Annotated in this window: 12 protein-coding genes; 4 read left to right on the top strand and 8 right to left on the bottom strand. The window is 61.3% G+C overall.

Features of this window, described 5'->3' with window-relative positions:
• Window positions 1–35: 35 nt before the first annotated feature.
• From cobT to dacD, 6 genes are all read right to left on the bottom strand, one after another.
• The gene (cobT, locus tag ACOI6Z_RS02400; protein ID WP_420686881.1) at window positions 36–1,103 is read right to left on the bottom strand and encodes a nicotinate-nucleotide--dimethylbenzimidazole phosphoribosyltransferase; all 1,068 of its coding nucleotides are present in this window, start codon (window positions 1,101–1,103) and stop codon (window positions 36–38) included.
• A 27-nt stretch (window positions 1,104–1,130) separates the two neighbouring features.
• Window positions 1,131–1,871 (bottom strand): adenosylcobinamide-GDP ribazoletransferase, encoded by a 741-nt coding sequence (gene cobS / locus ACOI6Z_RS02395; protein ID WP_023290330.1) that lies wholly within the window; start codon window positions 1,869–1,871, stop codon window positions 1,131–1,133.
• Between the two features lie 310 nt (window positions 1,872–2,181).
• Window positions 2,182–2,505, bottom strand: coding sequence for a DUF496 family protein (locus tag ACOI6Z_RS02390; RefSeq protein WP_002911883.1), 324 nt, complete (start codon window positions 2,503–2,505; stop codon window positions 2,182–2,184).
• 167 nt (window positions 2,506–2,672) lie between these two features.
• Window positions 2,673–3,731 carry an FUSC family protein gene (locus tag ACOI6Z_RS02385; RefSeq protein WP_004203544.1) on the bottom strand — a complete coding sequence of 353 codons (1,059 nt, stop codon included), beginning with the start codon at window positions 3,729–3,731 and terminating at the stop codon, window positions 2,673–2,675.
• Between the two features lie 98 nt (window positions 3,732–3,829).
• Window positions 3,830–4,303 carry a DNA gyrase inhibitor SbmC gene (gene sbmC / locus ACOI6Z_RS02380; protein ID WP_048336055.1) on the bottom strand — a complete coding sequence of 158 codons (474 nt, stop codon included), beginning with the start codon at window positions 4,301–4,303 and terminating at the stop codon, window positions 3,830–3,832.
• A 185-nt stretch (window positions 4,304–4,488) separates the two neighbouring features.
• The gene (gene dacD / locus ACOI6Z_RS02375; RefSeq protein WP_023290332.1) at window positions 4,489–5,652 is read right to left on the bottom strand and encodes a serine-type D-Ala-D-Ala carboxypeptidase DacD; all 1,164 of its coding nucleotides are present in this window, start codon (window positions 5,650–5,652) and stop codon (window positions 4,489–4,491) included.
• 180 nt (window positions 5,653–5,832) lie between these two features.
• On the opposite strand from dacD, the gene sbcB reads away from it, so the two are divergent.
• Together sbcB and ACOI6Z_RS02365 are read left to right on the top strand one after the other, a co-directional pair.
• Entirely contained in the window at window positions 5,833–7,257 is a 1,425-nt protein-coding gene (gene sbcB / locus ACOI6Z_RS02370) for an exodeoxyribonuclease I (RefSeq protein ID WP_023290333.1), read from the top strand.
• Window positions 7,258–7,386: a hypothetical protein gene (locus ACOI6Z_RS02365; protein WP_021313317.1), complete on the top strand. Its 129-nt coding sequence runs from the start codon at window positions 7,258–7,260 to the stop codon at window positions 7,384–7,386. It abuts the gene before it with no gap.
• A 222-nt stretch (window positions 7,387–7,608) separates the two neighbouring features.
• Here ACOI6Z_RS02365 and fusA read toward each other — a convergent pair whose 3' ends face one another.
• Window positions 7,609–9,711 (bottom strand): elongation factor G, encoded by a 2,103-nt coding sequence (gene fusA, locus ACOI6Z_RS02360; RefSeq protein WP_032453436.1) that lies wholly within the window; start codon window positions 9,709–9,711, stop codon window positions 7,609–7,611.
• Window positions 9,712–9,951: 240 nt separating this feature from the next.
• Between fusA and ACOI6Z_RS02355 the strand changes: the two genes are divergently transcribed.
• The gene (locus tag ACOI6Z_RS02355) at window positions 9,952–10,260 is read left to right on the top strand and encodes an ArsR/SmtB family transcription factor (protein WP_023290335.1); all 309 of its coding nucleotides are present in this window, start codon (window positions 9,952–9,954) and stop codon (window positions 10,258–10,260) included.
• 19 nt (window positions 10,261–10,279) lie between these two features.
• On the opposite strand, the gene nifJ is transcribed toward ACOI6Z_RS02355, so the two are convergent.
• Complete coding sequence (gene nifJ / locus ACOI6Z_RS02350) at window positions 10,280–13,792, bottom strand: pyruvate:ferredoxin (flavodoxin) oxidoreductase (protein WP_068814765.1); 3,513 nt, start codon at window positions 13,790–13,792, stop codon at window positions 10,280–10,282.
• Between the two features lie 403 nt (window positions 13,793–14,195).
• Between nifJ and nifH the strand changes: the two genes are divergently transcribed.
• Window positions 14,196–15,077: a nitrogenase iron protein gene (gene nifH / locus ACOI6Z_RS02345; RefSeq protein ID WP_004203553.1), complete on the top strand. Its 882-nt coding sequence runs from the start codon at window positions 14,196–14,198 to the stop codon at window positions 15,075–15,077.
• The last annotated feature ends 4 nt before the right edge of the window (window positions 15,078–15,081 follow it).

The raw sequence follows: 15,081 nt of genomic DNA, 5'->3' as shown, positions 1-15,081 counted from the left end.
ACCGTCCCCCATCCTCGAGACGATGCGCTTTATCATCAGGACGCTGGCGCGCTATCGGGCAGCACAATGTTGCTCTGCGCCAGGGTCCCCATCTGGTGGTACATCGCGCTGGCGGCATCCAGCAGGTGCATGGCCAGCGCCGCGCCGCTGCCCTCCCCCAGGCGCATGTCCATATCGAGATACGGGCGCAGACCCAGCGCGTCGAGGGCGATCCGCGCCCCTTTCTCCGCCGACAGGTGCGAAGGGATAAGATACGGGTGCGCCGCCGGGGCCATGCGGCAGGCCGCCAGAGCCGAAGCGTAGGAGAGGAAGCCATCCAGCACCACCGGCAGACCGCAGGAGGCCGCCCCGAGGATCACCCCGGTCATACCCACCAGATCAAAACCGCCCACCTTCGCCAGCACGTCCAGCCCGTCCGCCGGGTTCGGCTGGTTATGAGCGATCGCCTGGCGCACCACCGCCACCTTATGGCCCCGCTGCGCCAGCGGCAGATTGGCCCCGCAGCCCACCACCGCGTCGGGGTCGCTGCCGGTCAGGACGCTGATCGTCGCAGCGGCCGGGGTGGTATTGGCCATCCCCAGCTCCCCCACGCCAAAGACGTTCACCCCGTCGGCGGCGAGCTGGCGGGCGAAACGCATGCTGGCCAGCAGCACCGTCTCCGCCTGCTGACGGCTCATCGCCGCCGTCCAGGCGATATTCCCGCTACCGCGGGCCACCTTGAGGTTGATCAGGCCCGGCAGCGGCTCGGCGTCGATGCCGACATCCACCACCTCCACTCTCACGCCAGCCTGCGCCGCCAGCACGCAGACGCCGGTATTGCCCCGCACCATATTGCCGGCATGAATGGCCGTCACCGCCTGCGGGGAAGGGGTCACGCCTTCATGCCAGACGCCGTGGTCGGCGCACATGACCACGATGGCTTTTTCAGTCAGCGCCAGCTGCCCCTGCAGCCCCGGCAGACCGGCCAGCTGTACCGCCAGGCTCTCCAGACGGCCAAGGCTGCCGGGCGGCTTTAACAGGCCATCAATATGCTGCTGCGCGCGCGCCATGCCCGTCACATCGGGCTGCGGAATGGCAGCCAGTAACGCCGAAAGTGTTTCCATTCTGTTCCTCACCGTTGATGCCAGGCCTTACAGTAGCGCCAGTAAAAAGAGTAATTCACCCAGCTCGATCGCCGCTCCGAGGGTATCCCCGGTCTGCCCGCCGAGGGTTCGCTTCAGCGCCCACCCCAGACCCCAGATCAGCACCAGGGCGATCAGCGCGGCGCGCAGCCCCTGCAGCCCCAGCAGGGCGGTGGCCAGCGCGATCGCCAGCGCCATCGTCACCAGCGTCTGCTGCAGGCTAATTTTGCCAATAAACAGATTGCCCAGCCCTTTTTCCCGCGCATAGCGATGGCGATACATCAGCAGCACCGCCATTCCGCGACCGACGGCGCAGGCCGCCGCCAGCGCCGCGATGGGGTTGACATCGCGCAGCAGCAGTTCGCCGACCACCAGCACCTTCGCCACCAGCACAAAAATCAGCGCCAGCCCGCCGTGGGTACCCAGCCGGCTGTCGCGCATGATCTCCAGCATTCGATCGCGGGTGCGGGCGGAGAAGATGCCGTCGCAGGTATCGGCCAGCCCGTCAAGGTGAAATCCGCCGGTGAGCAGCGCCAGCGCCAGCGCGCCGAACAGCGCCGCCAGCGGGACGCCGCACCACGGCTGCAGGAGGTACACCACCGCGCCGGCGATGGCGCCGAGCAATAAACCGACCAGCGGGAAGGTGACGATACTGCGCTGGTACTGTTCGATCTCCAGGCCCTGAGATAACCGCGCCGGGACCGGCAGACGGCTGATAAACGAGAGTGCGGCAAAGAATGACTTAATCACGTGGGGTTGACTCCTGTCGGCGAAAGCAGCGGAAGAGATTCTGTCGCGCCCGGTCAGCACCTGAGTTTGTCTTCTGGCGAATCGATCGTCGGAGAGGTGAGAGGTGTTGAGATATCGCCCTGACGCCGCTGCGTCAGATGCCCGGCCAGGATGAGAGAAACCTTTCCGATATCAATACGTTTTCGCGGGGCAGTATAGCAAAGAGTCGGTGCAGAGAGGCAGTTGCCGGGACAAAGTTTTCGCAGAAAAAGAGACGGGAGGGGGTAGTGCAGAACAGCCCGGCGACGCTGACGCCGCCGGACAGCTGGGATTAGCCTTCGACTTTGGCTTCACCCATCACTTTCAGTTTTTTAGAGATGTCGCGGCGCTCTTTGGACAGCTCGGCATTCTTGATGATGTAGTCATCAACGCGGTCTTCGTAATCGCTCTTCATGCTGGCGATGATGCCCTGGATGGCTTCCACGCTCATGCCCGGTTTGATGTAGTCGCTGAGGTTGTCCAGCAGCAGAACGCGCTTCTGGTTATCACGGATCTTTTTCTCAACGTCCTGAATTTCACGCTGCAGTTTGTTCTTACGACGGTACAGACGAACAAACTCCAGTACGTCCTGGAAAGAAGGCTTAGTTGTTTCCATTTTTACACCCCTAATAATTGAGATTCGGATTCGTAAAGCGACTGCGTTATAGGGCTAACATAACTGCTAGCAGTCGCTGATGACAATGTTTTTTCCTTTGCGTTTATCATAACCCTAAACGCTGCTGAATCGAAACAACCCATGCAGTTACCCGGTGCATCTGGTGCTTATTTGCGCAACGCGCGGCAGATCAGATGCGACAGCAGCTCCAGCTGGCGCGCCAGTTCAATAGAGAGCCAAACATAGCCATGGATCGGGGTTTCCGCCAGGCTATCGTCACCCTGCTCTTTCATCAGCTGGCGCAGTTCGAGGACGATTTCATTCAGCTTTTCATTATTGGCGCGCACAGGCTGAGGGTTCCCTTCGTACAGCGCGTGGGCGATGGCCAACAGCGTCTGCTGGGTCATCTGCTGCGTCTCCCGCAGGGTGTGCGCATTGAGCATGACGAAGTGGCCCGGACGGGTTGCCCACCAGGCGTTGATCTGCAGCTCCAGCATGCACACGAGGTTGCGGCTGACGGTCTGGATAGCCTCGAAGATCGCCTTCTGGATGTGCGTCTCTTTGCTGGCGGGGGTGATCAGCCCGCGCATTTTGACGACGTCGTTGAGCGCCTGTTGGAGATGCTTTTCCAGCCGCGGCCGATCCACCAGATTTGGCGAGAAGCCGGCCTGGTAGAGGCGGTTGAAGTTGGTGACGTAGCTGGCCATCTGGATGCGCCAGTGGATAAACGCCCGCTGCGGCCAGATACCGGTAAACAGCATCGCCAGCAGCGAGCCGAAGATCACGTCGCCGCTTCGCCACAGGGCGGTATGCATATCGCCCGGCGGCGCCCCGACTACCACCGACAGGGTGATGCCGATCAGCAGCGCCTGATAGGGTTTCTTGCCCAGCGCCAGCCAGCCGCAGAGGAACATCGCCGCCGCGCACCAGAGGACCATCAGCGGCAGGGAGATAAGCTCAAGCTTGAGCGCCACCAGCCCCAGCGCCGAGCCGAGGATCGTGCCGCCGATGCGCTGAAACGCCCGCGGCACGACGTTGCCCCAGAAGGAGATCGGCCCCATCACCACCACCAGGGTGATGAGAGGCCAGGTCCCCTCAGGCACGTTCAGCAGCCGCACCAGCAAAAAGGTGAGCACAAAGGCCAGCGCAATCCGCACACCATGCACCACCCGATAATGGCGATACAAGCGGATCTCAAATGGCTTGAGTGATTTATCAGCGCGCACAACCCTCTCCGGCAAAACGAAAAGGCCAATTGTAACTGCTTTTTCGCCCGGAGCGTGCCGGGAATGTAAAAATCCTTGTCCGGAACAGGGGTAAATCGCTACGACGCGACGCGGGCGACGGGAACATACATGTCGATATCCCAGTAGCCGTCGTGGTTGCCGTCGTTAAGATAGACCTCAAAGCAGGGCTGGGGGGCGATGCGATACGCCGTGCTCTGCAGCAGGCTGTCGAAAAACTGCCTCCACGGGGTGGCGAAGTCGTGATCCACCACCCGCGCGCGGGCACAGGCGTAATCCCCGCCGGCAATCGCCGTTATGATCACCCCTTCGCTGTTGGCGGGAATGACGTAATCCTCGTCAACGGCGACCACGGTGGCACAGCGCAGTTTTTCCGCCGGCACGTCCTCCGGGTTATCGTAGTAGACGGCAAGCCACTCGCGGGCGGGCACCTGCCGGCCCTCAACCCACATCATCAGTTGCTCAAACCCCTGCCTGACGGTTTGATCCCAGGGCCCGACCAGATGGAAACCGGCAATGGTTTTCTTGCCGAGGGGGGTGACGCTGTAGTTCATCTTGCCTCCTTTGGAGATAAATGACTGTATGAATATACAGTTAATTTAACAGGAGATCCCCCCTCAGTATGTGCGCGAATTCACAGAGTCGCCATTGCGGCTGATGAAAAAAACGGCGATATTGTCACCGCGTCTGCCGGGCGGCAGGCGAAAAAAAACCGCCTGCAAAGAGGCGGTTGGCGTGGTTACAGCTCGTGGTGCAGGTAATCGCTCATTCGCGAGAACACCCCGCCTTTATTAATGCTTTCGAGGGTGACCAGCGGATAGTGGCCCACGACCTTGTCGCCGTCATACAGTGAAATCTCGCCGACCCGCTGGTTGGCGGCGATCGGCGCCTCCAGATCCTTTTTATCCAGCACGTATTTCGCCTTAATCCGCGACACTTCCGCCTTCGGAAGCGCTAACCAGAAATCCTGATCGGTGCCGAGCTTAATCTGCTCTTTATCGCCGTACCAGATGCGCTCGCTGCCGACCTTCTGCCCCTTCTGCAGCACCTGCACGGTGTCGAAGTTTTGCTGCCCCCAGTGCAGCAGTTTCGCGGCCTGCTGCTCGCGGCCTTTCGGGCTGTCGGCCCCCATCACCACGGCGATCAGCCGGCGCTGGCCATCCACCGCCGAGGCAATCAGGTTGAACCCGGCGCCCGACGTGTGGCCGGTTTTCAGGCCATCGACGTTCAGGGTTTTATCCCACAGCAGACCGTTACGGTTTTGCTGGGTAATGCCGTTCCACGTCAGGCTTTTCTGGCTGTACATGTGGTAGACGTCAGGCTCGCCATGGATAATCGCCCGCGACAGCACCGCCAGGTCATAGGCCGAACTGTGCTGACCCGGGGCATCGAGGCCGTGGACGGTTTCGAAATGGGTATCCTGCAAATGCAGTTTTTCGACATACTGATTCATCAGGGCGACAAACTGCGGCTGACCGCCGGCGACATAGTCGGCCAGCGCGACGCAGGCGTCGTTGCCGGAGTCGACAATCAGCCCGCGGCTGAGGTCGCGGACGCTGACGCGATCCCCTGGCTTTAAGAACATCAGGGATGACCCGTCGAACACCGGGTTGCCCTTCGCCCAGGCGTCTTTCCCCACGGTGACGATATCGTCAAAGGTGATACGATGGCTGTCGATGGCGCGATCGACCACGTAGCCGGTCATTAATTTGGTCAGGCTGGCAGGATTGCGCTGCTGATGTTCGTTACCCGCGGTCAGTACCTGACCGGTGGTGTAATCCATCAGCACCCAGGAGCCAGCCTGAATGGAAGGCGGCGCGACCGTAGCAGGTAAGTCGACGGCAAATGCGCAGGAAACGCTCGAAGCGAGCAAAGATACAGCAATAAACAAACGGCCTTTCAACGGCATATCCTCTAGATTTACAGATCCGCCGTCCTTTTTACGGAACTTCGCGTTTCATATCAGGGTTTAATTGCAAGAAAATATGACACGGCGGAGGATGTTGCTTGCCGTTACCCTTCTGATGACCGGGCAAATCGTTTACCATACCGGTCGCACGCCACCACGGATAATGAACAGACTATGCAAGACAGCGTCAACCAGCCCGGATTTTTATTCCACGATTATGAAACCTTCGGCACCAGCCCTTCCCTTGACCGGCCGGCACAGTTCGCCGCCATCCGCACCGACGCGGAGTTAAACGTGCTGGGCGAGCCCGAGGTGTTTTACTGCAAGCCCGCTGACGACTACCTGCCGCAGCCGCAGGCGGTAATGATCACCGGGATCACCCCGCAGGAAGCGCTGGCCAAAGGGGATAACGAGGCCGCGTTTGCCCGCCGCATCCACGATCTGTTCACGGTGCCGCAAACCTGCATCGTCGGCTATAACAACGTGCGCTTTGATGACGAAGTGACGCGGAATATCTTCTATCGCAACTTCTATGACCCTTATGCCTGGAGCTGGCAGCACGATAACTCGCGCTGGGATCTGCTCGACGTGATGCGCGCCTGCTATGCCCTGCGTCCGGAAGGGATCGCCTGGCCGGAAAATGACGAGGGTCTGCCGAGCTTCCGCCTTGAACATCTGACCGTCGCCAACGGTATCGAACACCAGAACGCCCATGACGCGATGGCCGACGTGTACGCCACCATCGCCATGGCGAAGCTGGTGAAAACCCGGCAGCCGCGGCTGTTTGACTATCTCTACAGCCACCGCAATAAGCGCAAGCTGGCGACGCTCATCGACGTGCCGCAGATGAAGCCGCTGGTGCATGTCTCCGGCATGTTCGGCGCCGCGCGCGGCAACACCAGCCTGGTGGCGCCCCTGGCCTGGCATCCGGAAAACCGCAATGCGGTGATTATGGTCGATCTGGCGGGGGATATGGCGCCGCTGCTGGAGCTGGATGCGGACGCCCTGCGCGAGCGGCTTTACACCCCGCGCGCCGAGCTTGGCGATCTGCCGGCGGCGCCGATCAAGCTGGTGCATCTCAATAAATGTCCGGTGCTGGCTCAGGCCAATACCCTGCGCCCGCAGGATGCCGACCGGCTGGGGATCTCCATTCAGCGCTGTCTGGAGAATGCCCAGCTGCTGCGGGCGAATCCGCAGGTGCGGGAGAAAGTGGTGGCGGTGTATGCCGAAGCCGAGCCGTTCGTGCCGTCCGAAAACGTCGACGCCCAGCTTTACAATGGGTTCTTTAGCGATGCCGACCGCGCGGCGATGAAAATCGTGCTGGAAACGGAACCGCGCAATCTGCCGGCGCTGGATATCACCTTCGCCGACAAGCGCATCGAACGCCTGCTGTTTAACTACCGGGCGCGCAACTTTCCCGGCACGCTCGATGAAGCCGAGCAGCAGCGCTGGTTAGAGCACCGTCGTCAGGTATTTACGCCTGAGTTTTTGCAGGCCTATGCCGATGAACTGCAGATGCTGTATCAGCAGTATGCGGATGATAAAGAGAAGCTGGCGCAGCTGAAGGCGCTGTGGCAGTACGCGCAGGATATTGTCTGATTGGCTGAAATTCCCGGGTTGCGGCTAACGCCTTACCCGGGCTACAAACTGTATCAGCAGTACGCGGATGATAAAGAGAAGCTGGCGCAGCTGAAGGCGCTGTGGCAGTACGCACAGGATATTGTCTGATTGGCTGAAATTCCCGGGTTGCGGCTACCGCCTTACCCGGGCTACAAACGATGACCGGGGAGGACGCCTGACCGTAGGCCCGCGCAAGCGCAGCGCCGCCGGGCATTGCCTCCCCAGTTCGTGCTTACCTTTTTGCCCGGTGGCGGCTTCGCCTTACCGGGCCTGGACGCTGGTACCAGAGTAGCCCGGGTAAGGCGCTAGCCGCTACCCGGGATGACTGGCTTAACTTTTCGCGCGGCTGGCGATGATTTCATCCGCTACGTTGCGCGGCGCTTCCGCGTAGTGGTGGAACTCCATGCTGTAGGTTGCTCGTCCCTGAGACATCGAGCGCAGCGTGGTGGAATAACCAAACATCTCCGCCAGCGGCACATCGGCGCGGATGATCTGGCTGCCGAAGCGCTCTTCCATCCCCTGCACCATCCCGCGACGGGAAGAGAGATCGCCCATGATATTCCCGGCGTACTCTTCCGGCGTTTCCACCTCCACGTGCATCACCGGCTCAAGGATCACCGGGTCCGCTTTGCGCGCCCCTTCGCGGAAGCCGAAGATCGCCGCCATGCGGAACGCCATCTCCGAGGAGTCCACGTCGTGGTACGATCCGAAGGTCAGGGTCGCTTTCACGTCAACCACCGGATAGCCCGCCAGCACGCCCGTGCCCATCGCTTCGCGCAGCCCTTTCTCCACGGAAGGGATGTACTCGCGCGGCACTACCCCGCCTTTGGTGGCGTCCTCGAAGACGAAACCGCTGCCCGGCTCCAGCGGCTCAAGGGTCAGCACGACGTGCCCGTACTGTCCTTTACCGCCGGACTGGCGCACAAATTTGCCCTCCACGTCCGTCACTTTCTTGCGCAGGGTTTCGCGGTAGGTGACCTGCGGACGACCAATGTTGGCCTCGACGTTAAACTCGCGCTTCATCCGGTCGACAATGATCTCCAGATGCAGCTCACCCATGCCGGAGATAATCGTCTGGCCGGACTCTTCATCGGTATGCAGACGGAACGACGGATCTTCCGCCGCCAGCCGCTGCAGCGCGATGCCCATTTTCTCCTGGTCCGCTTTGGTCTTCGGCTCAATCGCCAGCGAAATCACCGGCTCCGGAAACTCCATCCGCTCAAGGGTAATCACCGCATCCGGGTCGCATAACGTATCGCCGGTAGTGACATCCTTCAGCCCAACGCAGGCCGCGATATCCCCGGCGTGCAGTTCGTCCACTTCGTGGCGATCGTTGGCCTGCATCAGGACGATACGCCCGATGCGCTCTTTCTTGCCCTTCACCGGATTCCACACCGCATCGCCTTTCTTCAGCGTCCCGGAGTAGACGCGGATAAAGGTCAACTGGCCGACGTAGGGATCGGTCATCAGTTTGAACGCCAGCGCCGACAGCGGCTCATCGTCGCTCGGATGGCGCTCCGCCGGCTGGCCTTTCTCATCCACGCCCTGTATCGCCGGAATATCCAGCGGCGACGGCATCAGCTCCACCACCGCGTCGAGCATGCGCTGCACGCCTTTGTTTTTAAAGGCGCTACCGCAGAGCACCGCCTGGATTTCACCCTTCACCGTGCGCTGGCGCAGACCGGCGACGATCTCCGCCTCGTCCAGCTCGCCGGTTTCGAGGTATTTATCCATCAGCGCGTCGCTGGCCTCCGCCGCCGCCGAGACCATTTTCTCCCGCCACTCGCGGGCAGTCGCCAGCAGATCGTCAGGGACCGGCCCGTAGCTGAAGGTCATGCCCTGGGTGGCGTCATCCCACAGGATGGCGCGCATTTTCACCAGGTCGACGACGCCGGTGAAATGCTCTTCAGCGCCAATGGGGATGACAATCGGCACCGGGTTGGCCTTCAGGCGGTCGATCATCATCTGCACCACGCGGAAGAAGTCCGCGCCGGGGCGGTCCATCTTGTTGACGAAGGCCAGCCGCGGGACATGGTATTTATTCGCCTGGCGCCAGACGGTCTCCGACTGGGGCTGCACCCCGCCGACGGAGTCATACACCATCACCGCGCCGTCGAGCACGCGCATGGAACGTTCCACCTCAATGGTGAAATCCACGTGCCCCGGGGTGTCAATGATATTGATCCGGTGCGGCTCGAAGCTGCGGTCCATACCCGGCCAGAAGCAGCTCACCGCCGCCGAGGTAATGGTGATCCCGCGCTCTTGCTCCTGGGCCATCCAGTCGGTGGTTGCCGCGCCATCGTGTACTTCACCCAGCTTATGGCTCATCCCGGTGTAAAACAGGATGCGCTCGGTGGTGGTGGTTTTACCGGCATCGATATGCGCGGAGATACCGATGTTGCGATAACGTTCGAGGGGGATGGGTCGGGGCATGATGCGTCCTTAGTCGTTTTGACTGTCAGTCTGCGGTCGGAATGATCCGCAGTTCATTTTACTGCCGCTTATGATAGTACAATTGTACGAGTATATTCGAACTATTTTTACTATTATTATGATTGGTCAGGTTGCGGCGGCGCGCGTGGCATGAGAACAGGAGTTTGGGTATAGTAGCCGCCAGCCGCCGATACGGGCTGCGACCGCCATGCGCCGCGCCACCGCCGACACAGGATTATTATGATCGCCAATCACCCTGAACGAGAACAAATTCGCCTGGAAAATGTCCTTTCCGCGCTCGGCAACCCGCTGCGACTGGAGATCATCCGCACGCTGGCCGACGGCAGCGAGCAGAGCTGTAACGCTCTGCGTCAGGAAGAGGTGGCCAAGTCCACCATGACCCACCACTGGCGCGTCCTGCGCGACAGCGGTGTGATCTGGCAGCGGCCTCAGGGACGGGAGAATATGATTTCGCTGCGCCGGGAAGATCTGGACGCCCGTTTTCCCGGCCTGCTGGATACGCTGCTGAACGTGATGCAGCAGTCGTGAATCGCTAACCTGCTGCCTGCTACTCCCCCGCCAGCCGCTGGTACTGCCTGAAACGGGCCCGGGCATCCTCCTCCGTTTGCCGGAACAGCGCGTCCGCCAGATCCGGGGTGGTTTTGTGCAGCGCGGCATAGCGCACCTCGCCAAGCAGAAAGTCGCGGAAGCTCTCTTCCGGCTCTTCGGAGTCCAGTATAAACGGCGTTTTGCCCTCGGCTTCGCGCTGTGGATGGTAGCGCCACAGGTGCCAGTATCCCGCCTCCACCGCCCGCTTCGCCTCGCGCTGACTGCAGCGCATCCCGGCTTTCAGGCCGTGGTTGATACAGGCGGCGTAGGCGATCACCAGCGACGGTCCCGGCCAGGCTTCAGCCTCGGCGATGGCCCGCAGGGTCTGATCTTTATCGGCGCCCATGGCGATCTGCGCAACGTAAACATTGCCGTAGCTCATCGCCATCATGCCGAGATCTTTTTTCCGCGTGCGTTTCCCCTGGGCGGCAAACTTGGCGATCGCCGCCACCGGGGTCGATTTGGACGACTGGCCGCCGGTGTTGGAGTAGACCTCGGTATCGAACACCAGAATATTGACGTCTTCCCCGCTGGCCAGCACATGATCGAGACCGCCGAAGCCAATATCGTAGGCCCAGCCGTCGCCGCCGAAGATCCACTGCGAACGCCGGACGAAATAGTCACGGTTCTGCCAGAGCTGCTCCAGCAGCGGAACCCCCTCTTTTTCCGCCGCCAGCAACGCACTGAGGCGGTCCGCACGCTCGCGGGTCCCCTCCCCCTCGTCCTGCTGCGTCAGCCATTGCCGCATCGCGGCGTGAAGCGCGTCGCTGACCGGCAGCGCCAGGGCGCGGGTCATCTCCCCGGCGATCTGTTGGCGGATCGCCTGGCCGCCGAGCATCATGCCCAGCCCGAACTCGGCGTTGTCCTCAAACAGCGAGTTTGCCCAGGCCGGCCCGTGGCCGCGGTGGTTGGTGGTATAGGGCATCGAAGGCGCGCTGGCGCCCCAGATCGAAGAGCAGCCGGTGGCGTTGGCGATCAGCATCCGGTCGCCAAACAGCTGGGTGATCAGCCGGGCATAGGGCGTTTCGCCACAGCCCGCGCAGGCGCCGGAAAACTCCAGCAGCGGCGTTTCGAACTGGCTGCCTTTGACCGTCGTTTTGCGAAACGGGTTGTCTTTTGGCGCCAGCCCCAGCGCGTAGTCCCAGACCGGGGCCATCGCGCGCTGGCTGTCGAGGGAGGCCATCTGCAGCGCCTTGCCGCGCGACGGGCAGCTCTCCACGCAGTTGCCGCAGCCGGAGCAGTCCAGCGGCGAGATAGCCAGATGATAGTGGTAGTCTTTGGCCCCCTGGGCCGGTTTGCTCAGCAGCCCGGCGGGCGCCGTATCCTGCTCTTCAGCGTTCAGCAACGCCGGGCGGATCGCCGCATGCGGGCAGACGAAGGCGCACTGGTTACACTGGGTGCAGCCGTCGGGCTGCCAGACCGGCACCTCCAGGGCAATGCCGCGCTTCTCCCAGGCGGCGGTGCCGGAGGGAAAGGTGCCGTCTTCCATCCCGGCGAAGGCGCTCACCGGCAGCAGGTCGCCACGCTGGCGGTTCATGGGCTGCAGAATATCGCGGATGAAGTCCGGCATCAGGGTTGTCGCCTGGGGCGCCGGCGCCTCGAGGGTCGCCCAGTGGGCGGGAACCGTCACCCGACGCAGCGCCGCCATCCCCAGCTCGATCGCCCGCTGGTTCATCTCAATGACGCTCGCCCCTTTGCTGCCATAGCTTTTCTCCACCGCCTGCTTGAGATAGTCCGCCGCGGTTTGCGGATCGATAATCGCCGTCAGCTTAAAGAACGCCGCCTGCATCAGCATGTTAAAGCGCCCGCCGAGGCCCAGCTCGCGGGCGATGTCCACGGCGTTGAGGGTATAAAAGTCGATCTTTTCCTGCGCCAGATAGCGCCGGACGCTGACCGGCAGGTGCTGCTCCAGCTCCGCCTCGGACCAGCTACAGTTGAGCAAAAAGGTGCCTCCCGGCTTCAACCCCTCCAGCAGGTCGTAGCGGTCGACATAGGATTGCTGAGAGCAGGCGATAAAATCGGCCCGGTGGATCAGGTAGGGCGAGGTGATTGGCCGGTCGCCAAAGCGCAGGTGCGAGACGGTGATCCCCCCGGACTTTTTCGAGTCGTAGGAAAAGTAGGCCTGAGCATAGAGCGGCGTGTTATCGCCGATGATCTTAATGGCGCTTTTGTTCGCCCCGACGGTGCCATCCGAGCCCATGCCCCAGAATTTGCAGGCGGTGATCCCGGCGTGGGAGACCGCCAGCGGCACCTGCCGGGCGGGCAGCGAGGTAAAGGTGACGTCATCGACAATACCCAGGGTAAAGCCGTCCTTCGGCAGCGGCTGCCTGAGGTTGTCAAATACCGCGGCGATATCGTTGGGCAGTACATCCTTACCGCCGAGGGCGTAGCGGCCGCCGACAATCAGCGGCGCATCGTCGCGTTGATAGAAAGCGTTTTTGACGTCGAGGCACAGCGGTTCCGCCTGCGCCCCCGGCTCTTTGGTGCGGTCAAGGACGGCAATGCGCTGCACGCTGGCGGGCAGTTGCGCGAAAAAGTGCGCCAGCGAGAACGGGCGATAGAGATGAACGCTGAGCAGCCCCACCTTTTCCCCCGCCGCATTCAGCGCATCCACCACCTCCTGGACGGTGTCGCACACTGAGCCCATGGCGATAATCACCCGCTCGGCGTCCGGCGCGCCGTGGTAATTAAACAGGTGATATTCCCGCCCGGTGAGCGCGGTGATCTTCGCCATATAGCTTTCCACCAGATCGGGCAGCGCGAGGTAGAAGCGGTTACCGGCCTCCCGCTCCTGGAAGTAGATATCCGGGTTTTGCGCGGTGCCGCGGATCACCGGGTGATCCGGATGCAGCGCCTGACGACGAAAGCGCTCCAGCGCCGGGCGGTCCAGCAGCGCCGCCAGTTGCTCATACTCCAGCACCTCGATCTTCTGTATTTCGTGCGAAGTGCGAAAGCCGTCGAAGAAGTTGATAAAGGGTATCCGCCCGGCGATCGCCGCCAGATGCGCCACCGCCGACAGGTCCATCACCTGCTGAACGTTATTCTCCACCAGCATGGCGCAGCCGGTCTGGCGCACCGCCATCACATCCTGATGATCGCCAAAAATATTCAGCGAATTGGTCGCCAGCGCCCGGGCGCTAACGTGAAAGACGCCCGGCAGCAGCTCCCCGGCAATTTTGTACAAATTGGGGATCATCAGCAGCAGTCCCTGCGACGCGGTGTAGGTGGTGGTGAGCGCCCCCGCCTGCAGCGCGCCGTGCACCGCCCCGGCGGCGCCGGCTTCAGACTGCATCTCCATCAGGCGCACCGGCCGACCAAAGAGGTTCTTTTTCCCCTTAGCGGCCCATTCATCGACATTCTCCGCCATCGGGGTGGAGGGGGTAATGGGATAGATGGCCGCCACGTCGGTAAAGGCGTAGGAGATCCAGGCCGCCGCCGCGTTGCCATCCATTGTTTTCATGTTTCCTGACATCGTTCAATCCTCGAAGGTGAGCGTTCTCTTTACCGCGACAGCCCGCGGCAAACCCTGTTTCCTCTTCAAGCACAGCCTGTGCCAGCTCGCGGATTGCCGCCTGTCGCTTATTAATTCAACAGGTTAAGGGAAGAAAGGCGCAGGTCCGTCCGGCGGAATTGCGGGGAATAAGACACAGGGCGCGACAAGCTGTTGAACAGGCGACAAAGCGCCGCGCCGGGCCGGTGGCGGGAAATTGTTCTGTTTCGCACATTTGGTGGCGTTATTGTGCCGTTTGCGCAGGCCCCCGGCGCGGCCGGTTTACAGAAAACACTTATTTATCAAATGACTGCATAAAAAATCACAGCTGGTATGTTCCCTGCACTTCTCTGCTGGCAAACACTCAACAACAGGAGAAGTCACCATGACCATGCGTCAATGCGCTATCTACGGTAAAGGCGGTATCGGTAAATCCACCACCACCCAGAATCTCGTCGCGGCCCTCGCCGAGATGGGTAAGAAAGTGATGATCGTCGGCTGCGATCCGAAGGCGGACTCCACCCGTCTGATCCTGCACGCGAAAGCCCAGAACACCATTATGGAGATGGCGGCGGAAGTGGGCTCGGTCGAGGATCTGGAGCTCGAAGACGTACTGCAAATCGGCTATGGCGATGTACGTTGCGCCGAATCCGGCGGCCCGGAGCCAGGCGTTGGCTGCGCCGGACGCGGGGTGATCACCGCCATCAACTTCCTCGAAGAAGAAGGCGCCTATGAAGAAGATCTGGATTTCGTCTTCTATGACGTCCTCGGCGACGTGGTCTGCGGCGGCTTCGCCATGCCGATCCGCGAAAACAAAGCCCAGGAGATCTACATCGTCTGCTCCGGGGAGATGATGGCGATGTATGCCGCCAACAATATCTCCAAGGGGATCGTGAAGTACGCCAAATCCGGCAAGGTACGCCTCGGCGGCCTGATCTGTAACTCGCGCAAAACCGACCGCGAAGACGAGCTGATCATCGCCCTGGCGGAGAAGCTCGGCACCCAGATGATCCACTTTGTTCCCCGCGACAACATTGTGCAGCGCGCAGAGATCCGCCGGATGACGGTGATCGAGTACGACCCGACCTGTCAGCAGGCCAACGAATATCGTCAGCTGGCGCAGAAGATCGTCAATAACACCAAAAAAGTGGTGCCGACCCCCTGCACCATGGACGAGCTGGAGTCGCTGCTGATGGAGTTCGGCATCATGGAAGAAGAAGACACCAGCATCATTGGTAAAACCGCCGCTGAAGAAAACGCGGCCTGAGCAC

Origin of the sequence: Klebsiella sp. C239, from assembly GCF_048822715.1 — a bacterium.
Classification (GTDB): domain Bacteria; phylum Pseudomonadota; class Gammaproteobacteria; order Enterobacterales; family Enterobacteriaceae; genus Klebsiella; species Klebsiella quasipneumoniae.
Note: the sequence above shows the minus strand (reverse complement) of the source record. Positions and strands in the feature narration are given on the sequence as shown.